We start from the raw sequence: 21,214 nt of genomic DNA on the forward strand, positions 1-21,214 counted from the left end.
AAAAAGTTTAGGACCCCTTGACCGGAGGGCTCGCCGTCTTCATCTCGGGCCGGATAGGGTCGGGGCCCCTGCCGGACTGAGGTGTAGCCGGCCTGCGCTGTTTTACGATTCGGATTCAAAAGGGAAAAGTCCAATAAAATAGCAGCCGTCAAGGCTGCTTTCCATGCTTTTGTATGTAAGAGACCTTCATCTTTCATCATTCCCGGCTCGTTCGCCTCGGCGGCCTGCCGCAAACGGCACAGGAACCTACGGACTGTTTCTCTACAGTCCGTGGTTATCGGGCGGTTTAGTGGGGAAGCGACACGTTACAGGCTGACGTTCTTTGATCAGCCTGTCGTGCTGCCGGCCGATGTGCTTTAATTCTTCTATTTCATCCTTCTAAGGTACTCTCCCTGGTGACCCTTATTTCAAACTCATAGCACCTATTTAGCGGCACTGTTCTCCGTATAAAATCTCCATTACATTAAACTTGAAATATAGTTATTTTCAGTAAACACTTATCACTAATTGGATTAAAACGGATATTTTATGGTGCAACATGTTCAGTCTGATAAATTAAGATATTGTCGATTATTAATAGATTCCCTGGAGGATGTATGAGTAGACAAATTTGTTTGTTAACACTCGCCTTTTTGTTCGTTTTTGGATCTGTATCATTTGCCCACTCAGGAAGGACCGTCAGCAAAGGCGGATATAACTGCAGCGCCAAATCACAGGCAAAAGGTCTGTGCATCGGTTATCACTATCATAACGGCGGAGGAGCTGCTCCAAGCGTGCCAAAAGTATGACGTTCCAGACAGATACAAACAAGGTGAAGCAATTTATAAGCACTATTACAATAAAGGCTAAAATAAATATGAAATAAATTAAAGGGAACGAAAAACCGCAGTTGCCGGTGTAGCTGGAGCAATTGTTCATGGGTGGTTTGGCAGAGGACTTTATGTAGCAAGAAAAAGGCATCTTATAGGTTCACGATGTCCTTATTCCGTAAGATTGTGTTATGGAGCAGAAGGTTTATTCGCTGAAATTGGTAATCTACGAAAATAGGACTTCCGATAGAGTTATGAAAATTACATAATTGTGCGAAAAAGCTACTTTCTGGAAATAGGTGTTTACATCTGGAAGAAGAGGTATTAGTATGTAAGTTGTAAACCGTAAGTATTACGATTTATAATTTACAAAACATAGAGGAGACAGGAGAAATATCATGAATTTTAAATCATTATGGTTGTCTTTGCTCATAATAGGATCTATTGTGCTTGGAGGCTGTTCAAATGAAAAGGATGTTAAACCAACAGCTGCAAAATCAGATACTTCATCTGAGGAGATGGTGGTGTCGATGAAGGGCGAACCTTCTAAAGGGTTTGATCCGGCTTTTGACTGGCCGGGTTTGGGAGAGTCATTGTTTCAAAGCAAGCTAGTTGCTTTTGATAAAAAGATGAATTTAGTAAACGATCTAGCAACTGATAGGAAAGTAAGTGAGGATGGGAAAGAACTCACAGTCAATTTGAGAGATGATGTCCTTTACTCAGACGGAGAAAAGCTTACGGCGAGCGATGTTGTTTTCACCTTTGATCAAGTAAGGAAAACGACATCCTATATCGATCTTTCCAACGTAAAAAAAGTCATTGCAGAAGATGATTACACGGTGAAATTTATCCTGAATAAACCAGACTCAACTTTTGAATATACATTAACTAGAATTGCGATTATTCCAGAACACGCTTACAGTGCAACTTACGCTGAAAATCCGATAGGTTCTGGACCATACAAGATGGTCGAGTGGCAAAAGGGACAGAAGCTTATTATCGAAGAAAATCCAAACTATTATGGAAAAAAGCCGAATGTTAAGAAAGTTACCTTCCTGTTCCTGGATGAAGATGCTAGTTTTGCAGGTGTGAAACGGGGAGATGTGGATATTGCCCGTGTTAGCATGAATTACATCGGTCAAAAAGTTCCCGGCTATACGCAGAGAAATATAGAAACAATGGATGTTGTCTCTTTAAGCTTGCCTACCGTAAAAAAAGGAACTTATAACATGGATGGATCGCCGATTGGAAATGATATAACATCCGATAAAGCAATTAGAAGAGCCTTATCTTATGGAATTGATCGCAAAGGAATCAGTGAAAATGTGCTGAATGGTGGAGCGCGTCCTGTTTATTCACATAATCCAGGAATGCCTTGGGATACAGAAGAGAATTTTATAAAAGATGGAGATGAAAAAAAAGCTAAGAAAATTCTCAAAGAAGGTGGCTGGAAAGACACGGATAAAGACGGAATTGTCGAAAAGGATGGGCTTAAAGCAGAGTTTACACTGCTTTATGTACCTGAAAAAGTAGAGAGGCAGGCTGTGGCTTTGGCTATTCAGGAAAGTGCCCAAAAAATCGGCATAAAAATCAACCTTGATACTAAAGTGTGGGATGAAACGATCAAACAAAATCTAATTTACAAGAATGCTTATTTATTTGGTAAAGGGGCTGATAGTCCATTCGAAATTTATACAAACTATAGTTCAGACCGTATTACAAATGGGACAACCAATGCTCCGAGTTATAAGAATGAGTTCGTGGATGAGTACCTTAACAAGGCGATGCAGTCGACGGATCAAGATGAAGCCATGGCATTTTGGAAGAAGGCGCAATGGGATGGAGAGCATGGCGTCAATTCTCTGGGCGATACCCCGTATGTGCCCATAGCGGCATTTCATCACTCTTACTTTATTAAAGACGGAGTCGAAATCGGTGATTTTAGACCGGTTCCACATAGAGGGGCTGACTGGCTTCCGGTTGAGAATATTAAAGAATGGAAGAAGAAATAATGAGTGTTGAAGCCACTCCCAGCTTAAAGAAACAGTATTCTAAACTTTCAAATATTCTTTCCTTCCTTGGGAAAAAGCTTCTGCGTTTAATATTTCTCTTATTTGCTGTGACCGTTATTTGTTTTGTCTTAATGAAATTCTCTCCCATTGATCCAATTCAAGCCTATATAGGGGGAGAACAAGCCTCTTTACCACCAGACCAAATTGAGAATCTGCGTGAGTATTGGGGGCTTAACGACAATTTTTTCGAACGTTATGTGAAATGGATGGGTGGATTGCTGAGCGGCAATATGGGAACAAGCATCGTTTATAACCAGCCGGTTAAGGATGTTATTATGGAAAAATTTTCATCCTCCCTCCTTCTCATGGGAACGGCGTGGATCATTTCAGGAGTTATTGGGTTTCTCATGGGAGTTGTAGGAGCTCTAAATAAAGATAAATGGATTGATAGAATAATCAAAATATACTGTCTTACTTTGGCTTCAGCCCCCATCTTTTGGGTTGGTATTCTTCTTATGATTGTATTATCGGTTCAATTGGGCTGGTTTCCCATTGGCCTTAGTACGCCAATCCATTCAACCCTTAATGACGCTAGCTGGAGTGATAAGCTATACCACTTAGTTCTTCCAGCCTTAACTCTCAGCTTAACGGGAGTGGCCAGTATCGCACTGCATACACGGCAAAAATGTATTGATGTGCTAGATAGCGATTATGTGCTTTTTGCCAGAGCTCGGGGAGAAGGCAATTGGCTAATTATGAAGCGGCACGGATTTAAGAATATTTTACTTCCAGCTATCACCTTGCAGTTTGCTTCTATTGCCGAGTTGTTTGGAGGTTCTACACTAGCTGAGGGTCTCTTTTCCTATCCGGGGCTTGGAAATGCCATTGTAGAGGCGGGAACAAAAGCTGACCTTCCTTTACTGGTAGGGATTGCATTATTTGCTTCCGCCTTCGTCTTCACAGGTAATTTTTTGGCCAATGTGCTGTATTCCGTAATTGATCCTCGAATAAGGGAGGGTTCTAGCCGTGGAAATTAGAACGGGTATGTTCAAAGGACAGGCCAAAAGAGGATGGATTCATTCAGGATTCATGAACAAGCGCAAAAAAACCGTAATCTATATGGGTGTGTGCATGATCCTTCTTCTCACCATTCTTACAGCAGGAAATTTAATAACAGAGAGTGCATTAAAAGTCAATTTTATGGAGAAGAATCTTCAACCTTCCTTCCAACATATTTATGGTACAGACTGGTTAGGGCGAGATATGTTCTTACGGACCCTAAAGGGCCTTTCTCTTAGTATCGTCATCGGGATCTTATCAACTATTGGAAGTGGAATTGTTGCTTTATTCATGGGAACAGCAGCAGCTATAGGCGGCAAAAGACTGGATGCTTGCATTAACTGGCTGATCGATGTGGTGATGGGTGTGCCTATGCTTATCTTCTTGATTTTGATTTCTTTTATTTTTGGAAAGGGTCCCCAAGGTATCATTATCGGTATGATTCTTACGCATTGGACGCATCTTGCACGGGTTATTCGTGCTGAAATATTGCAGCTCAAGTCTAGCCAGTACGTACTCGCATCAAAAAATCTTGGAAAAAGCAATGCATACATAGCGCGGCATCATATCCTGCCACATGTATATCCGCAATTCCTGGTGGGGTTGATTCTGATGTTCCCTCATACCATTTTGCACGAGGCATCGTTGACCTTCCTTGGTTTCGGTTTATCCCCCCATCAACCCGGGGTTGGGGTGATTTTATCAGAATCCCTCAATTATTTAAGCACAGGACAATGGTGGGTTGCCCTTATGCCAGGGTTATCCTTGCTTTTCATTGTTCGATTGTTTGATATTTTAGGAGAAAACATCCAAGCTTTGTATAATCCACACAAGGCTCATGAATAGGAGGTATAACAATGGAACCAAGAATGCCTCTTCTAGAAGTCAAAGACTTTGGCGTAAGCTTTAAGCAATACAAAAAAGACTTGAATCAAGAGAATACGCACGTTATTTCAAATTTTACACTGGATCTGTACCCAGGCGAAATTATGGCCATTGTTGGTGCTAGTGGGTCAGGGAAAAGTCTCCTGGCCCATGCTTTATTAGGTATTTTGCCCTCCAATGCCCACACAAATGGGAGCATTAAGTATAAAGGAGAGGAACTTACTCAAAAGAAAATAGAAAAACTGCGTGGAAGAGAAATATCCCTTATCCCCCAATCCATCAGTTACTTAGATCCTCTCATGAAAACGGGGAAACAAATAGATAGTCCTTTAAAGAGCCAAAAAAACAGGGTTAATAGTATCATGAAACGGTTTCAGTTGTCTGAAGATGTAAAAGACAAGTACCCCTCTCAATTGTCGGGAGGCATGGCGAGAAGGGCCCTTATTGGTTCAGCCTTAACGTCGGGGGCCGAACTGGTCATTGCGGATGAACCCACTCCTGGTTTGCATAAGTCGATGGTGGATGAGACCTTGAGTGCGTTGAAGGAGCTAGCAAACAACGGCCATGGCATTTTGATGATTACGCATGATATCGATCTTGCCTTTATCATAGCAGACAGAATTGCAGTTTTTAACAAAGGGGTATCGGTCGAGGTCGTAGATGCCAAAGCATTTGAAGAGTCTCCTGAAAATGTTAGACACCCTTACAGCAAGGCTCTGTGGCATGCTTTACCGCAAAACGGATTTCATTCCATTTCTGGCAAGGATTACGGAGAATATATCCGTTTAATACATGATGGACAAGGCAGGGAAACATGATGCTTGAGGCAAGGCGAATTCATTATCAATATAATAGCAGCCGAGAATGGGTATTAGAGGATGTTTCTCTAGAAGTGAATGCCGGTGAAGTAGTGGGATTGGTTGGAACAAGCGGACGAGGAAAGAGTACGTTAGGAAAAATATTGGCTGGACAAATTGACGGTTACAAAGGACAAGTGCTTCTTGACGGTCAGCCTGTTCCAACGGCAGGCTTTTCTCCTGTACAATTGATCTATCAACATCCGGAACTAGCCGTGAATCCAAGATGGAAACTAAGAAAGACATTAGAGGAGGCAGGGGGATACGACGACAAGCTCAGAGAGAAAATGGGAATTCAGGAACACTTTTTAAATCGTTGGCCAAATGAACTTTCGGGAGGAGAACTTCAAAGAATTTGCGTGATGCGAGTACTTAAGCCGCAAACACGCTTTATAATTGCGGATGAAATCAGTACCATGTTGGATGTCATCACACAATCTCAAATATGGCATGTTGTCCTTGACTATGCAAAGGAAAACAACATAGGAATTCTAGTGATTACCCATAATGAAAATTTGGCTAAAGTGATTTGTAACAGAAGCGTTCATTTGGCCTAATTGAAAAGATTAGCAGGAAACAGTTGAAAAATCACCAACATGGATTAATATCTCTTACCTGCAATTGCGGCAAAAGAAATACAAGATTCTTGAGGAGGATTTTTAAGTGTCACTAATCAAATTAGTTTCAGAACAGGAAGCCCAAGGGGAAATCAAAGAAATGTTCGAAATGGCCAAGCAAATGTTTGGAGAATTGCCAGAATCGATACGAGCAATGGCCAATCATCCTGAGTACATGAAAATAGTTGCTCAAAAAGCCGAGCTTTTTAAAAATTCTCAAGAATTTGACCAAAGCACCAAACTCATTATTTGCTTGACAGTATCCATCATGAACAACTGTGAAATGTGTATTTCAAGTTATACCCAATACCTTAAAAATGTTGGTTTTACGGATAAACAACTCGTTGAAATTATATCTTTAATCGATTTTGCCGGTGCTATGAATCAATTTAATAATGCCGCGTTACTAAAGCCCCAAGTATAAAACAACAGATCTTCATTCACATGGTTAAGGAACCGGCGGAAAATATAACACAAAAACGGCAGTTGCCAACAAGATTATGTCTATGAGGTAGTAAAACGATATATTTCTTCTAAGTCTAAGTAATTTTTCAATTAGTCGTCTCTTCGCTTTTAATAGGATACCCTAAACAAAGGAAGTAAATGTTGCCTTCCCAACATATACTTATATGTTATTGTATACATATAAGTATATGTTGTTTTTATTTTTCACAATCATATTAATGTTTCTATCAAGTATATTGCTTTTATTGTTACATTTCTTATCCTGTTAATCAAAAACACTTTCTAATAATAAGAAAGAGGTTCGGTTAAAGTAGATTAGGGCTGTTTCCCCAACCTCAACAAAAAGATTATTAGATTTTGATGCCTTCAACATACATAACAAAAACCTCACAGAGTTTAATGCTAACAACATCACTAAATTGATTCATGACTCTGATCTCATCCATTTCCTCGTTCCAAAAATGAATTAAACCAATGAAATGTAGCATCTGATCACTTTGCAAATAAATAACGGAAATTTCACGCTCAAACTCCATAGCGAGACTTCACTTGGGATTATACTCGTAACATAACCGCCCTTACTTCACTTTTAATTCACCATACGAATGTTCGTTCCCTTAATCTCCTTGGTGCTGTCAGTTCAGATTCATTGCACCTATGTAATAGCATTGCTCTCTCCTGTAAAATCTCCTATTACATGAAACTTGAAATATAGTTATTTCCAGTAAATATTTATCACCAATTGGATAAAAAGGGGTAATTTTCTGGTACAATATGAGCAGTCTGGTAAATTTAGCTAGTCAATTATTAATAGATTTTCAGGAGGAAGTATGAGTAGAAAAATTTGTTTGTTAACACTCGCCTTTTTGTTCGTTTTTGGATCAGTATCATTTGCTCACTCAGGAAGGACTGACAGCAGAGGCGGACATAATTGCAGTGCCAAATCACAGGCAAAAGGCCTGTGCACAGGTTATCACTATCATAATGGCGGAGGAACTGCACCAAGCGAGCCAAAAAGCACAGCTCCGGCAGCTGCGCCTCAGCGAAACGATAAGGACTGTACGGAATTTGAAAGCTATGATGAAGTCGTAAACTACTGGAACGCTAAAGGATATTCTGCAGAGAATGATCCTGAGAATCTGGATGGCTGGGGGAATGGGGTCGTTGACGACGGTATTCCCTGCGAAGCGCCTGACAGCTATGACAAGTCAAAGATCAACAACAGCCCTGAACAAATCCAGGCAAAGCAAGACGCGTCAGATAAGCAAAACGGAATGAAGGATGGCCGTGCAAAAGGTTTGGAAGATGGATACAACGAAGTAACGCCTAATGAAGGTGCTTCATCAGGAAGCTTTGCCTATGCTGAAGGCTATGAAGAAGGCTATACAGCAGCCTATGCAGAGAGTAATAAGAAGATTGAAGCTGAAAAGGAAAAGGCACTAGCAGCCGGTATGGCTCTGGGTGAAAAACAGGATTCCATCTCAATTCCTCAAACCTACGCTAAAAATGAAAGTTTAAAAAGTGCGTTTGAAGCAGGATTTACAACAGCTGTAAATGAACGGATGGAAGCGAAACGTACAGAATACGCGGACAAAGGCTATTCAGACGGTAAGAAAGATGTACTCAATCTTCCGACTGACACAGATGAACAGTTTATAAAAGCGTATCAAGAGGCCTATGACAAAGCCCAAGCAGAGCTAAAAGAGCAATACACCAAACAAGGGTACGAAGCTGCCTTTACGATGCTGAAGTACAAGGATCCTTCACTGCCTAACGAAAAAATAACAGGCTGGTACAATGAAGGCTTTGAATCAAACGAGAGAATCGACAGCATCAAAAAAGCAGCCCTTTCATCTGGTGAAGCCGGTAAAGAGTATGATGTCCCGGTCAAATACAAACAAGGTGAAGCAATTTATAAGCATTACTACAAAATAGGTTATAAAGAATTCGAAGAAAATCAAAAAGAACAAAGAATGGCAGTTGCTGGTGTAAGCATCGCTGGGGCAATTGTTCTTGGGTGGTTTGGCAGAAGACTTTATGTAGCCAAGAAAAAGGCATCTTAAAGGAGGCATTCGATGTCCTTATTCCGTAAAATGGTGTTATGGGGTAGAAGATTTATTCGCTAACATGGTAACCCAAAAACAAGACCGTGCCATCACACGTAAATAAGTCGAGAGAAAGAGCAAAACCGTTCTAAAAGGAAACAAAACTCAGCAGATATCGATACATTACTTAGATCTTGCCATACCAATAGACAGTATTGGTATGGCTTTTAATTTTAGATACTAATTGAAAGAAAAAAGCGCTTGGCAGCCACCTTATTCTCCAAAACTGTCTCGTCACCCAAAATCCATGTAGGTTGATTACAAAAGGTTTTGATCAAGAAATGTAGAAGTATCCATAGATTCACGAGTTAACAAAAAGCTATTTATATTCATACGTGATTGAACAGATAGTTATCGGCCAAAGCTGTTGCGCTATTCCATAATAAGAAGATGAAGCTTAAGATATTCAGACAAAAATCCGATGATAGCTATAGTTGCTTTTAAAGGAAGGATTACGATGATTGTAGGACCACGTTTGAGAAATATTAGGGAAGAACACGGCGTACCAATGGGCTATCTTGCTAACGCTTTAGGAATAACCGTCAGTGCCCTTATAGCTATTGAAAGAGGGAAAAAGCATGCAAATAAGAACCAGGTTATTGTAATTTGTGATATGTTCGACATGAAAAAGAGTGATTTTCTGGCTAAAGTTTAAGGTTGTCATTCATTTTATACCATTGATAGATGAAAACAATAGATACACTATTCTTTCAAGTCGGCAAATTACAACCCACCAGTAAATGAATAAGTGGAAAGGCTGGTATTCTTATGCCCTTAAACTGGAATACAATGACCCTTGCAGCACTGGCAGTATTAATGAGTGCAGCAGCTATATACAGTGTTTTTAGATTCCCTGCATACAGAAGGTTTCTCTCATTTTGCACAGTTATTATCATTATCGTATACAGTAGTATTTTTATTTATATCTTTCAAGAAAACATGTGAATTTCAGGTTTCTCGACGCAAGCGCCCTTCCTCAATTATAGGGCAAGAATGAAAATATGCATTAGATAACATATACATTAACATATGTGTCATCATATACAATAATTTTAACATTATAACACCATACTTGAATATTACAAGATAACCTACACCGTATAATAAATGACATGCACCACTTCTGTGTACGCCATATGGAAGTTTCTTTATATATTTTTTTCTTAACCGTATAATTCCTCTATATCTAAACGTCTTTTTATTGTAAGCACATTAGGAGGGAAATAATATGGAACAAACAAGGAACATTAACAAGGAATTTGTGGATGAAGCTCGAAAATTAAGAAATGAATTTGCAGAAATCGTTTCAGTATATTCCACAGATCTGTGGAATTATTGTAAATACGTCACTGGTTCCCCTTGGGACGGAGAAGATCTTTATCAAGAAACTATGATAAAGTCTTTTGGATTACTTCCTCACAGGTGGAGTGATATCACTGACAAAAAATACTACCTATTCAGAGTTGCGACAAACACTTGGCTGGATCAGTGCAGAAAGCTTAAACGAGAAGTAGGGTCTTTAGATGAAGTACCTGAACCGAATATTGAATTTTCAGACCGTCTATTCTTGGAAGAAATCCTAACAGCGTTGGAATTAAATTTGACCCCTAAACAAACAACAGCATTCCTACTATTGGATATTTTCCAATTTACTGCAGAAGAAGTAGCTGGGATTGTCCAAAGTACTCCAGGAGGTGTCTATTCAGCTGTGCAACGCGCGAGGAGGAAAATAGCCTCTATAGATTTTTCGAGATCCGAAACTAAAGGAAATACACAAAGTCATAACGAAACCATCCAAGCATACTTAGAGGCTTTTAATAATGGAGATTTAAATAATATGTTGAGTTTATTTAGTGAGCAAGCACAAAATGAAGCGTTCTTTGGTTTCCAGGAATTTTCTAAGAAGGAAATGCTGCAAGGGTCTCTAAGATTTGGATTGCCCGGCCATACGGCTCAAGAAATCATCCTTTGGGGAAAACCAGTTATCATTGTGTTAACTGATGGTGATCATGGGCGTGAAATACATGACATACAAATGCAAGAGATTGAAAATGGAAAAATAGTAAGCCATAAAAGTTATTTCTTCAGAAAAGAATTTATTTTAGCTGCAGCAAAAGAGCTCGGCATGAAGGCACAGTTAGTAAAACCTCCAGTAAATTGGAACTGAAACCTTTAGGGATGACAATTGTCATCCCCTTTAATTCATTTTAAACCTTTCATCAAAAGCTCCTTTTCACACCATAGAATGTTCCAAACAATAGTAATTATATAAATACACTTTTCTTATTGAATTAAAGCCCTAGAATGATGAAGATATCACAATTTTCCTGGTTGAAAATCAATTGATTTAACTTGATACATTTTGTCTCGATATTCATAAATAATAACAGTTTCTCCAATATAGCCAGCTGGAAAAATTTGATCAGGGATTCTAGCTATAAGTTGATTGGCTTTTACTTCATATTAAATAATGCTGCCCGATTAATGAATAACAGATAACACCATTTTATTTCACCGTATAAAAAAGGCACACCATTCATACTCCGAAATGATGTGCTCTTTTGTTATGCATTATTAAAATGTTAGACCCTTTTTTTATTCTTTTCCGTCAAAACGATAATTGCCGGTAGGATAATTAAAGCACTGATCAAACAAAGAAGTGTATCTATAACAGTCGTGATACCGAAAGATCGAAGCATAACAAAATCAGAAAAAATCAGGGTGCTAAAACCAGCTGCAACTGTCAGTCCAGATGCTGTTATCGCTCTTCCCGTTTTTGAAATGGCTCTAATCAAGGCATCGTCACGCTCTAATCCAGCTTTTCTTTCTTCATGATAGCGTTCCATAACAAGTATTGTAAACTCACTGCCTATTCCCAGAACCAATGAGCCTAAAACAGCTGTTAAAGGGTTTATTTCTACATTAAGCAGATACATAATACCCGAAGACCAACCAATGACTAAAAGAATTGGAATTACCGGATACAGTGACATTTTTATGCTTCTATACACAGCAAGAAGTCCTGCTATGATTGCTGCTACTCCTATAAATGTAGAGAAATGACGATTTTCAGTCATGGAACCGACGGACTCGATGTTAATGATTTGAGATCCTGCCGGAACAATTGTGATGCCCTCTGGAGTATCGATATTTTCTGTCATCTCATCTAAAAGAACTTTTTGTTCTTTCATGCCGATATCCCCTATAGAGAAAGAGAGAGATGCAGCTTTTCCATCATCAGACACGATATTTCCTTTCAGTTCTGAAGGAATTCTTTCGAGTGCCATATCAATTTTTTCTTGTTCCGATGGTACCTCACCAGCATTACCCTGCTTCACTGCATCAACGATGCTTGTTCCCTCTTCCAGCTCAGGATGACTGGAAAGCTGGCTTTGCTGAAAGCGATTCATCCACTGAATGACTTCTGTTTTAGTCACATCGTCCGCTTTGACCATAAAGGTTAACTCATTCGTAGCTCCTACTACTTCTCTTATGGAATTCAGCTCTTTTAACTCTGGGGCATCCTGCGGCATTAGATTCTCAAGATTGGTTTCAATTTTAAGAGAATGATCCATTGAAAAGCCTGCAACTGCAAGTGAAAGTCCAAATACGATAAGAATGACCGGTCGCTTTACAACACGATTGGCTAGCTTTTTCATAAAGTACTCAATTTTACTTGGTGCAGCAGAGCTGTAAGCGACACTTTCTTTATCTCTAAGTTTAAAGATGGCAAACATGAGAACCAAACTGAGTGAATAAGACACGATGACACCGACTGAGAGCATAATCCCGAAATGCTGAATCATCGGCACCTTTGAGATCAGCAGCGTGATAAAGCCCAGTGTCATTGAAAAAACAGCAATTCCAACTGATGGTCCCATCTTTCGAATTGACTGTGTAATGGCTTGCTGTACAGTCTTTCCTTCTTTTAGTTCTTCATCATAACGGTTGTGAAATTGAATAGCAAAGTCTGTCCCAAGTCCAATTAAAATTGGCAGAATGGCCATAGTTACCATACTCATTGGCACACCCAAGTACCCCATGATTCCAACAGTCCAAACCAGTGAAATCAGGACAACCGGTAAGGATAGAAGACGCCATTTAACCGGGAAGATAACAAATAAGATAATGGCCATAAGAACAACCGATAAACCAAGCATAAGGGACATATCACTTACCATGCTGTTATATATAGCTCCGTAAATTTTTGGAGTTCCTGAAACTTTTGATTCGATTCCCTCTAACGATGCATCACTTACGTTGTTTTCTACCTTTTTCACAAGTGCAGGAAATTCGCTGTAAGGAATTCCGCCTTTTATTTTCATGATGATCATGGCATGTTCACCATTTTGAGGCATCAATTTAGTCAATTCATCTCTTAATTTTCCATCTTGATTATAAATCACACCTTGGACGAATGCAGGGTTATCTAATCCTGGTTCTCCCATTTTTTGAAGCTCCTCAAACTGAGTTCCATATTTCTCTTTCATTGCACTAAAGTATTGTGCTTGCACACGCTTAGCTGTCTCCTGTTGTTCGAGAGGAGAAGCTCCTTTTTCGGCTGCTTCTTTCATTGCTTTCGAAACAGCATCTTTCAAATTCTCTTCTGCAGTCACTTTCATCGTTGTAGCTTCTTCGACCGAGTTTTCTAATAGATTTACGTAACTGAAAGTAGTTTGTATTTCTTCTATACCCTTAAGTTCCTGTTGAAGTCCACTGATTTTTTTTATTGTTGAGTCATTTAATAGTGAGCCTTCTTTTTCGGACAAAAGAATAAATAATGTATCACTCCCAAACTTATCCTGATACTCCTCAGTCGCTTTGTATATAGGGTCATCATGCGAAATCATTGTTTCTTGCCCTAAATCAACTTTTATCTTAGAAGCACCAAATCCAACTAAAACCGTCGCAAGCAAAACCCATATTATAATCTGTTTTGGTTTTGAGTTGACAGCGGCAGCTATTCCCTTAAAGAATTTATTCACTCTTATTCCTCCTGTGTTTATTAGACATAATGTTCAATAAAATAGTATAATTTACTTTTAAAAAACACAATATTCACTTTCAGATAAATTGTTATTTAATAGACAAGTAACAGTTATTTGTCTCATATTTACTGTTATTTTCACAAAAAAGCTGATGCATTTTCTGCATCAGCATCTCAATTATTTAACAGTCAACCAAAGTTCTTTTAGTCCAAACATCACAGGATCAGATAGAGGCTCTAATGTTTTTCCTTCTTCCAATTCCATCATGCTAAACCTCTTGAGCAGCTCTTCAACGGCGATAACCGCCTCTAGTTTTGCTAACGGTGCACCTAGACAGTAATGAATTCCATGTCCAAATGCTGTGTGCTTGATATTGACTCGTTCCAATAAAAACGTATCTGGACTCTCAAACACTTCTGGATCGTGATTTGCAGACCCCAGCCATAAGAGAACTCTTGAATCCTTTGGTATAATCACGTCCTCAATTGCAATATTAGTTCTTGCTGTTCGAATAACCGCTTGAACAGGTGAATAAAGCCTCAATACCTCTTCTAGAGCCTTAGGAATCTCTTCTGGGTTGGTCCTTAGTCTATCTTGCAATTCAGGCTTTTCAATCAGACAGCGGACGAAATTAGTTAGCAAATTAATGGTAGTTTCATGGCCAGCAATTAATAGCAGCATACAAAAACCTAGCAGCTCTTCTTCTGTAAGACTCTTCCCATCAACCTCAGCGTCTAGGAGGATCGATATCAAATCATCCTTAGGAAAAGCTCTGCGTTCTTCAAAAACGGTTAAAAAATACTGAGTCATCTCTTTCTGGGCATCCATAAAGTTTTTAATTTGTTTATCTGACAGACCCTTCCCGCCAACTTGCCCGGCAACACTAATGATATGTGTTGACCAGTTCTTAAATTCTTCTCTTTTAGACGGTTCTACCCCTAGAAGTTCTGCAATCACGATAACCGGTAAAGGATATGCCAGATCTTGTACAAATTCCATACTTTGGGTTGGTGCACATGAATCCAAAAGGTTTTTCGTAATTTCCCGGATTCTAGGTTCAAGTTTCTGGATAGATTTAGGGGTAAATGCTTTGGAAACGAGCCCTCTTAACCGTCGATGATTTGGCGGATCCATCATGATAAGACTTGATGCAATTGGTGATTGTTCCGTAAATTGCTTTTCTGAGGACAACCTTTCATAATCAGAAGCAAGTTGCTTCACGTGTTCCATTTTAAAGACATTCCAAGTGTTTGATTGTGGGTTGTAAGCAACTGGATTTTGTTCCCTCATTTTTTGATAGTATGGGAACGGGTCTAAAGGATCTTTCAAAGGTACATTCTTCAAAATTATCTCCTCCATTTTCATAAATTGAACATGAGTTATAATAATAAACGCAATGTTCATTTTCATGATATTATGATAAAGAGGATCACTCAATGTCCAGAATAATAGTAAATGTTTTTTATAAAACAAAAAACGTATAATTTGTTTAATAAAACACTCATTTATGAACAGGAGGAAAAAAATTGTCTAAAGAAGATCTTAGAGTCATTAAAACAAAGGCACTTATTCGCAGCGCGTTTATCAGTCTTATTGATTCAAAGGGATTTTCCCCCATAACGGTTCAAGATATAGCATCAGAAGCGCAAATTGGACGGGGAACCTTTTATCTCCATTATCAGGATAAGTATGATTTACTTAAGAAACTAACAGATGGAGTCTTAAATGATTTAGCATCTTGCATTCAAACATCTTTACATATTCAAAATGGTGTTTTCTATGCAAAGGCATTAGAAGGCATGTTGGTGATTGTTTTTGATCAGATCAGAGATAATTCTATGTTTTATAAGACAATGCTGACGGCAGAGGATATTCCTAACTTCCAGCAGCACCTTACCAAATTTTTATTTGATAAATTCAAAATAGAATTTCTTAAATTAGAAATAGATGTGAATCGATTGGATTTCCCACATGATATGCTATTCAGTTACCTCTCTAGTTCCGTAGTCGGTATTATTGATTGGTGGCTTAAAAATAATATGATGTTCTCAACTGAATATATGGCTGAGAAAATGGCTGCACTCTTTTCTCAGGGACCACTAAATCTGATTGGAATGCAAGTGAAATTCGATTAGAAAAGCTCATTGACGTCAGTCAATGAGCTTTTCTAATCAGCTTTTATTTCCAGGATTTATTTTATAAAGTTCCAGAAATTCTTCTATTTCTCCTGAGTCCTGATCGGGAATTGCAACAGATATATACCCGTCAGGCCTTACTAAATAAGCTGCATCTTTTTCAATTCCCGTCTCTTTCATAGTCGGTGTCCATTCAAAACAGTTTATAGTGATGTTCCTATAATTCTCAAGTTCTTTGAGACTTGAATGAATCGTTCCGTAAACATGTATTTGCCAATCAAGAGTCTTTAAGGGGTCAAAGTTATTGTTTTCACCCTCAATCCAAGGAAGACGATCCCCACCACGCAATTTGCCTGCCTTACCCCAACTTATATCACTGTCCCGGTAGTTAATACGATTTTGAGATAGCATATTGAACGCTCTCTTTTTTGTAAGTGGAAACTCGAGCAAAAATGGAACGACATATGGCAGGAACAGATTTAAAAGAAACGGGTTTTCTGAATTGCGTCCTACGAAACGCTTAAAGGATTGATCTGTCGTCGCGACCAATTTCTTTGCAAAAGCTATTCTTTCCGTTTCGTACGTATCTAAAATATTTCGGCTTGCCTTTCCTTTTATCACAGCTGCAATTTTCCATGACAAGTTTATTGCATCACCTATTCCTGTATTCATTCCTTGTCCCCCTACTGGACTGTGAATATGCCCTGCATCTCCACATATAAACACTCTGCCCGATTGAAACTTTTCACTGACCCGATGATGCACTTTATATGTTGAAAACCAATCGGCACGAATGATTTCAAGACCAGTCTGTTTTTCAATTAAGGGACGTAATTCATCAAATTCTACCCTCTCCTTATTCAATGAAGAAGGAATCAATCCCAATAATCTTCTTATTCCTGTCTTTCTGACTGGGATAAATGCGCAAAATCCTTCATCATCGAAAAATGCATAGAATTCATGATTTGAAACATCCATGCCGGAAAATTCGACGTCTGCTACAAAAAATGCTTCCTCTTGTGTTTCCCCCAAGAATTCAAAGCCTGCTTGCTTTCTTACACTGCTCTTAGCGCCGTCACAGCCGCAGATATATGCAAAGGTACTATTCTCAACTATGTTGTCACTACTTAGAACCGCTTCAATGACATCGCCAGTATCTTCAAAAGAAATTAATTCTGTTTCCCATTCTATATGGATATTCATTCTTGACAGTATTTGTGTTAGAAGCTGTTCATGCTCATCCTGAGGGAAAATAAGCATGTATGGAAATGGACTTAATCCTTCACCGAGTTCTTCAATTTTCAAATACGCTTTTTCCTTTCTATTCTCATAAATGTGAACACCATTCATAATGAATCCCCTGTCAACCACTTCATCTGATATTCCTAATTGTCTGTAAAATTCTAATGTTCTAGCATGTACGACCAAAGCCCTTGATGCAGTACCTGGTCTGCTCTTTTTATCAATAATTCTGAAAGGAACATTTTGTTTTGCTAAGCTAATGGCCAGAATTAAACCAGTAGGTCCTGCGCCAACAATCAAAGTGCTATTCTTATCCAAATGAACTACCTCCTTGATTTGTCTAATTTGTGTGTTTTATTATACAGAGTGTACAGGAATAGAAATTCCCTAAATTAAATGAATTATACAATCAAGTCTTTTATGACTTCTCAACGGTTGAGAGCCAAAAATTTAAAAATTCCCCCATTAAATATTGTTGAATAAATGGAGAATTCCCTATAAGAATTATATTTTGGTGTAAATTAACAAAATACACGATCATAATAATTACAACCGATATTACAGCACATAAAAAAAGGAACTACGTATTGAGTTCCCTTTCTTAATCCACAATATAGTCCTAGCCTTATATAGGTTAGGTACATCTCCTCACCATCTTGTACTTTATGCGCATCTAAGTTCAGGTACATTTTGAATAGCTGAACATGATTTACAAATATACAGATGCTGGTTCATTATTAAGTTCTTCAATTGCAATAAAATCAAAACGAACTTCTTGTTCTTTTCCTTGAGGACTACAGGCATAAACGCCTGCTGAAACAGTTGAATTTTCAGGTACATCTAGGTGAGCGATTCTAATTTGGTTCCATACTTCTCCATTCAAAGAAAAGTCAACATAACAATTTTGTCCAATTTTGGATATGCGGTAATATAAATGAACATTTTCATAGTCTACATATTGCGTAGACCAATCCGAATAGCCATTATTAGTTACAACTGCCCCTAACTTGCTTAAACCATCTGGAATGTATTCTAAGGAAGTTTTTACCCATATGTCTTCCGAAAATCTAATCATAAGTCCTGCTTGGTCATACTTGGATTTTGGGAAAGCCTCAACTCTTGTTGTCATTCTGAAGTTCTTGTCAGTTTTGATATAAAGAAAATGTCCATTATCCACCTGAAAACCGTAGTGAGTTTTTTGCCAATAATCCGTTTCTAGGTCTGTTTCTAAAACAAGTTGAGAAGATTTTTTGTCTAAAAACCATTTCTTTGGTTCACAGCGCCACTCCAGCATTTCATTTAAACTTGTACAATTAAAATTCTCGTTTAGTATCCATTTTTTGTTCAAAGTGCATCCTCCTACTGTTCCATATCCAGATTTCGTATTAGATGTTCAATAAGAAAAAGTGATACATCCAGAAATTATATCACCTTTGAGAAAATGCTTATGTTTTTTATGGTTTTTGCTCTTCCAGATAAATATCTTCTGAAATCATCCAAAAATTATCTTCCCACAATCCGGTCCAACTGCTAATAAGAAAAGACGACCCACTTTGCAGCAACCGCCCCCGATTGTTAAGTAAACATAAATTTATTCCGCATCCCTAATTACGATTTTGGATAGAATTGCACCTTCCTCAAGAATCTGGCCCGATTGTTGAATAAAAAGTTGAAACCATTCTTCAATTAAACTCCCTCTATAAAGAAAGGAATAACTAACAATTCCATTTTAACATGATTATCCATTACTCCGTATTAAAAATAGAAACGTAAAAGCACACCATTCTAGTTGATAAATGGTGTGCTAATTACTTTAAGCTATCTATTTTTCATACCAAGAAACGAACTTGTCACATCAGTTTAACCTTCTTGATTCTTTAACCTTTTAATCGCTTTTAGCAATAGTGGGATGATAAAGAGAATCATCAAATACTTCATATACGGCTGAATCATTTGATTAAGATATACAACTTCTTTGATGGAATCATCAAAGGAGGATCCGTTAAGCAGCAAAAACAGAATGTATCCTCCACCGATCAATACCCCGATTCCGATTGGAAGGATTAAAATTGTTCCTAAGAATAAAAAGAATTTTTTAACGCCATTTAAATTCATGTTTCATTAACATCCAATCATATTGATTTTTGCACTGATCTGACTTTGTACACTTGCTTTACCATTAAGCTGATAAGAAGTGACACCACCCCAATTATCACGATTAAAAGATAGATTTTGCTTGAGAACGCATCTACTAAAAACCCAAATATAATTTGTCCTATTGGAACGGCTGTTGTAGCCGCTGCTGCTTGGATGGACATAACTTTACCCAGCATATTTCCAGGAGTTTTCTCCTGAATGATCGTGTTCAAGTAAATGTTCACGACGGTCAAGGCAAACATGACGAGCATGGAACTGATGCTGACGATCAAGTATTTCACAAATGAACTTTCTATCAATCCGCTTGTGCCGAATGCCATTCCGAAATAGACGGCTGCACACCCTGCGATCCACAGATAGAGATTGTCACTCCGGATTTTGCTCTTTAGAAGTCCAATCGTCATGGCAGAGAAGATAATGCTCAGTGAAATGCCTGATTGGGTAAACCCAAAATAAGTATCCGGCATGTCAAAAAGCACTTTGATCATGTAGGGCAGTCCTACAAAAAACATTGGTGCAATAAACAGACTGACACTGAAGGCTATCGCGATACTTTTGAGAATGAATCGGTTTTCGTGAATGATATAGGAAATACCCTCTTTGATATCAGTTGTGACCATTCGAGCAAAGGGCTCTGGCGCTCGTTTTTCAAACGGAATCTTCATGAAAAGTTCTATCATGGCTGCAGCAAAAAAGAACAGGGCACTGACAATAACAATCACTTTAATACTCGTAAAACTGTACAGCACACTTCCGACGATAGGGCCGACAAAGTTGGCAATGGACATGACTCCTGATACGATGCCATTGCTTTTTAAAAGCAGTTCCTTAGGGACAAGGACAGGAATGCTTGCTTGAACAGCTGGCTGATACATTGAGCTGATCAAGGTCAGGGCCATCAAAAGGATACCGATTGTTATGACCGTCCCGTTTCCGCTAAAGAGCAGAATGGCAAATACGACTATGAGAAGACTGGTGCACAGGTCTAAGATAACCATGATCTTTTTCTTATCAAATCGGTCTGCAATCGCTCCTCCGATTGGCGATATAAAAATTGCAGGCACGATGGAAAGACCCATGATCGTCCCAAAAATCGTGGCTGATTTCGTTAAGTCAAGCACATATAAAGACAACGCAAAGCGCAGAACAGACGCACCGAATATGGATATGATCTGACCAAACACCAGTATTTTAAAATCACGGTTAAAGCCTTTCATACGTTATATCACCAGCACACGAGTAAGAGTCAGATATAAAATCCTCAATTGTTTCTGTATTTCACTTGAGAGCTCTTGTTTTGTTCTATTGCCGATGCTTACCTGATTCACAATGCCTGACATATAGGTTTCAATAAACATGATGATATCTTCTTTTGCCATGGCAGGTGTGAATGTCTCATCATTGATTTGCTCTTCTAAAAATGCACAGAATTTTTCATGAAGGTATTGAAGGTTAGAGATGTCCTTCACGATGCTCTGCACCTTTTCAAACCGTTCTGGATCTCTGGAGTATAGGGCCATTAAGCTGTAATAGACAGGCCCCCGGTCCAGTAAAGATTTCTGCATATAATCGCCAATGTAAATCAGAATTTTTTCAAGTTTATGCAAGGGCTCGTCTTTACCTGCAAATATAACGTTAATCTCTTCTTGAACTTCTCCGTTTAAGCTTTCTTCGTTCAGTAACGCCCCAAACACTTCATCAATATTTGAGAAATATTTGTATACGCCTCCTTGGCTCATACCGGCTTCTATCACTATATCTCTCATCGATACGTCAAAAATGGGCTTTTGCATGCAGACTCTTCTGGCTGCTTCCAATATTTCCTTTTGTTTTAAAAGAGCATGATTTTCACTGACTTTAGGCATAACCAATACCATTCCCTT

The 21,214-nt window shown here is 38.6% G+C and carries 19 protein-coding genes; 11 read left to right on the forward strand and 8 right to left on the reverse strand.

Annotation, left to right across the window (positions count from 1 at the left end):
* Positions 1–200 (reverse strand): hypothetical protein (locus tag RKD52_RS22300; protein ID WP_454101591.1); only part of this gene is annotated, 200 nt, incomplete at its 3' end.
* A 396-nt stretch (positions 201–596) separates the two neighbouring features.
* Between RKD52_RS22300 and RKD52_RS22305 the strand changes: the two genes are divergently transcribed.
* From RKD52_RS22305 to RKD52_RS22350, 10 genes are all read left to right on the forward strand, one after another.
* Positions 597–788, forward strand: a complete 192-nt coding sequence (locus tag RKD52_RS22305; protein WP_454101592.1) for a YHYH domain-containing protein — start codon at positions 597–599, stop codon at positions 786–788.
* Between the two features lie 419 nt (positions 789–1,207).
* Complete coding sequence (locus RKD52_RS22310; RefSeq protein ID WP_454101593.1) at positions 1,208–2,821, forward strand: ABC transporter substrate-binding protein; 1,614 nt, start codon at positions 1,208–1,210, stop codon at positions 2,819–2,821.
* Complete coding sequence (locus tag RKD52_RS22315; RefSeq protein ID WP_454101594.1) at positions 2,806–3,858, forward strand: ABC transporter permease; 1,053 nt, start codon at positions 2,806–2,808, stop codon at positions 3,856–3,858. The genes RKD52_RS22310 and RKD52_RS22315 overlap by 16 nt, the downstream gene beginning before the upstream one ends.
* A complete protein-coding gene (locus RKD52_RS22320) occupies positions 3,848–4,726 on the forward strand; it encodes an ABC transporter permease (protein ID WP_454101595.1) in 879 nt (292 codons plus the stop codon). The genes RKD52_RS22315 and RKD52_RS22320 overlap by 11 nt, the downstream gene beginning before the upstream one ends.
* Before the next feature lie 11 nt (positions 4,727–4,737).
* Complete coding sequence (locus RKD52_RS22325; RefSeq protein ID WP_454101596.1) at positions 4,738–5,583, forward strand: ATP-binding cassette domain-containing protein; 846 nt, start codon at positions 4,738–4,740, stop codon at positions 5,581–5,583.
* On the forward strand, positions 5,580–6,179 hold the full coding sequence (locus RKD52_RS22330; RefSeq protein WP_454101597.1) for an ABC transporter ATP-binding protein: 600 nt from the start codon (positions 5,580–5,582) through the stop codon (positions 6,177–6,179). Before RKD52_RS22325 ends, RKD52_RS22330 begins: the two co-directional genes overlap by 4 nt.
* Before the next feature lie 106 nt (positions 6,180–6,285).
* The gene (locus RKD52_RS22335; RefSeq protein WP_454101598.1) at positions 6,286–6,663 is read left to right on the forward strand and encodes a carboxymuconolactone decarboxylase family protein; all 378 of its coding nucleotides are present in this window, start codon (positions 6,286–6,288) and stop codon (positions 6,661–6,663) included.
* A gap of 871 nt (positions 6,664–7,534) precedes the next feature.
* Positions 7,535–8,767: a YHYH domain-containing protein gene (locus tag RKD52_RS22340; RefSeq protein WP_454101599.1), complete on the forward strand. Its 1,233-nt coding sequence runs from the start codon at positions 7,535–7,537 to the stop codon at positions 8,765–8,767.
* 499 nt (positions 8,768–9,266) lie between these two features.
* Entirely contained in the window at positions 9,267–9,464 is a 198-nt protein-coding gene (locus tag RKD52_RS22345) for a helix-turn-helix domain-containing protein (RefSeq protein ID WP_454101600.1), read from the forward strand.
* 573 nt (positions 9,465–10,037) lie between these two features.
* Positions 10,038–10,976 carry a sigma-70 family RNA polymerase sigma factor gene (locus tag RKD52_RS22350; protein ID WP_454101601.1) on the forward strand — a complete coding sequence of 313 codons (939 nt, stop codon included), beginning with the start codon at positions 10,038–10,040 and terminating at the stop codon, positions 10,974–10,976.
* A gap of 415 nt (positions 10,977–11,391) precedes the next feature.
* On the opposite strand, the gene RKD52_RS22355 is transcribed toward RKD52_RS22350, so the two are convergent.
* Together RKD52_RS22355 and RKD52_RS22360 are read right to left on the reverse strand one after the other, a co-directional pair.
* Positions 11,392–13,794 carry an efflux RND transporter permease subunit gene (locus RKD52_RS22355; RefSeq protein ID WP_454101602.1) on the reverse strand — a complete coding sequence of 801 codons (2,403 nt, stop codon included), beginning with the start codon at positions 13,792–13,794 and terminating at the stop codon, positions 11,392–11,394.
* Positions 13,795–13,974: 180 nt separating this feature from the next.
* Positions 13,975–15,141, reverse strand: a complete 1,167-nt coding sequence (locus tag RKD52_RS22360) for a cytochrome P450 (protein WP_454101603.1) — start codon at positions 15,139–15,141, stop codon at positions 13,975–13,977.
* A 182-nt stretch (positions 15,142–15,323) separates the two neighbouring features.
* Between RKD52_RS22360 and RKD52_RS22365 the strand changes: the two genes are divergently transcribed.
* Positions 15,324–15,932, forward strand: a complete 609-nt coding sequence (locus tag RKD52_RS22365; RefSeq protein ID WP_454101604.1) for a TetR/AcrR family transcriptional regulator — start codon at positions 15,324–15,326, stop codon at positions 15,930–15,932.
* A gap of 36 nt (positions 15,933–15,968) precedes the next feature.
* Here RKD52_RS22365 and RKD52_RS22370 read toward each other — a convergent pair whose 3' ends face one another.
* The 5 genes from RKD52_RS22370 to RKD52_RS22390 all read right to left on the reverse strand — a co-directional run bounded on the left by RKD52_RS22370 (position 15,969) and on the right by RKD52_RS22390 (position 21,196).
* Positions 15,969–17,492, reverse strand: coding sequence for an FAD-dependent monooxygenase (locus RKD52_RS22370; protein WP_454101605.1), 1,524 nt, complete (start codon positions 17,490–17,492; stop codon positions 15,969–15,971).
* 391 nt (positions 17,493–17,883) lie between these two features.
* Complete coding sequence (locus RKD52_RS22375) at positions 17,884–18,522, reverse strand: DUF1349 domain-containing protein (protein ID WP_454101606.1); 639 nt, start codon at positions 18,520–18,522, stop codon at positions 17,884–17,886.
* Positions 18,523–19,034: 512 nt separating this feature from the next.
* Positions 19,035–19,289, reverse strand: a complete 255-nt coding sequence (locus RKD52_RS22380) for a hypothetical protein (RefSeq protein ID WP_454101607.1) — start codon at positions 19,287–19,289, stop codon at positions 19,035–19,037.
* A 17-nt stretch (positions 19,290–19,306) separates the two neighbouring features.
* Positions 19,307–20,548: an MFS transporter gene (locus RKD52_RS22385; protein WP_454101608.1), complete on the reverse strand. Its 1,242-nt coding sequence runs from the start codon at positions 20,546–20,548 to the stop codon at positions 19,307–19,309.
* 3 nt (positions 20,549–20,551) lie between these two features.
* Positions 20,552–21,196: a TetR/AcrR family transcriptional regulator gene (locus tag RKD52_RS22390; protein ID WP_454101706.1), complete on the reverse strand. Its 645-nt coding sequence runs from the start codon at positions 21,194–21,196 to the stop codon at positions 20,552–20,554.
* Positions 21,197–21,214 lie beyond the last annotated feature (18 nt).

The organism is Metabacillus sp. SLBN-84, assembly GCF_053629595.1.

Excerpts from the sequence above, each read along its gene's own strand:
- RKD52_RS22305 (WP_454101592.1), top strand. The coding sequence starts at position 597 with ATGAGTAGACAAATTTGTTTGTTAACACTCGCCTTTTTGTTCGTTTTT.
- RKD52_RS22310 (WP_454101593.1), top strand. The coding sequence starts at position 1,208 with ATGAATTTTAAATCATTATGGTTGTCTTTGCTCATAATAGGATCTATT.
- RKD52_RS22315 (WP_454101594.1), top strand. The coding sequence starts at position 2,806 with ATGGAAGAAGAAATAATGAGTGTTGAAGCCACTCCCAGCTTAAAGAAA.
- RKD52_RS22325 (WP_454101596.1), top strand. The coding sequence starts at position 4,738 with ATGGAACCAAGAATGCCTCTTCTAGAAGTCAAAGACTTTGGCGTAAGC.
- RKD52_RS22330 (WP_454101597.1), top strand. The coding sequence starts at position 5,580 with ATGATGCTTGAGGCAAGGCGAATTCATTATCAATATAATAGCAGCCGA.
- RKD52_RS22340 (WP_454101599.1), top strand. The coding sequence starts at position 7,535 with ATGAGTAGAAAAATTTGTTTGTTAACACTCGCCTTTTTGTTCGTTTTT.
- RKD52_RS22345 (WP_454101600.1), top strand. The coding sequence starts at position 9,267 with ATGATTGTAGGACCACGTTTGAGAAATATTAGGGAAGAACACGGCGTA.
- RKD52_RS22350 (WP_454101601.1), top strand. The coding sequence starts at position 10,038 with ATGGAACAAACAAGGAACATTAACAAGGAATTTGTGGATGAAGCTCGA.
- RKD52_RS22380 (WP_454101607.1), bottom strand. The coding sequence starts at position 19,289 with ATGAATTTAAATGGCGTTAAAAAATTCTTTTTATTCTTAGGAACAATT.
- RKD52_RS22385 (WP_454101608.1), bottom strand. The coding sequence starts at position 20,548 with ATGAAAGGCTTTAACCGTGATTTTAAAATACTGGTGTTTGGTCAGATC.
- RKD52_RS22390 (WP_454101706.1), bottom strand. The coding sequence starts at position 21,196 with ATGCCTAAAGTCAGTGAAAATCATGCTCTTTTAAAACAAAAGGAAATA.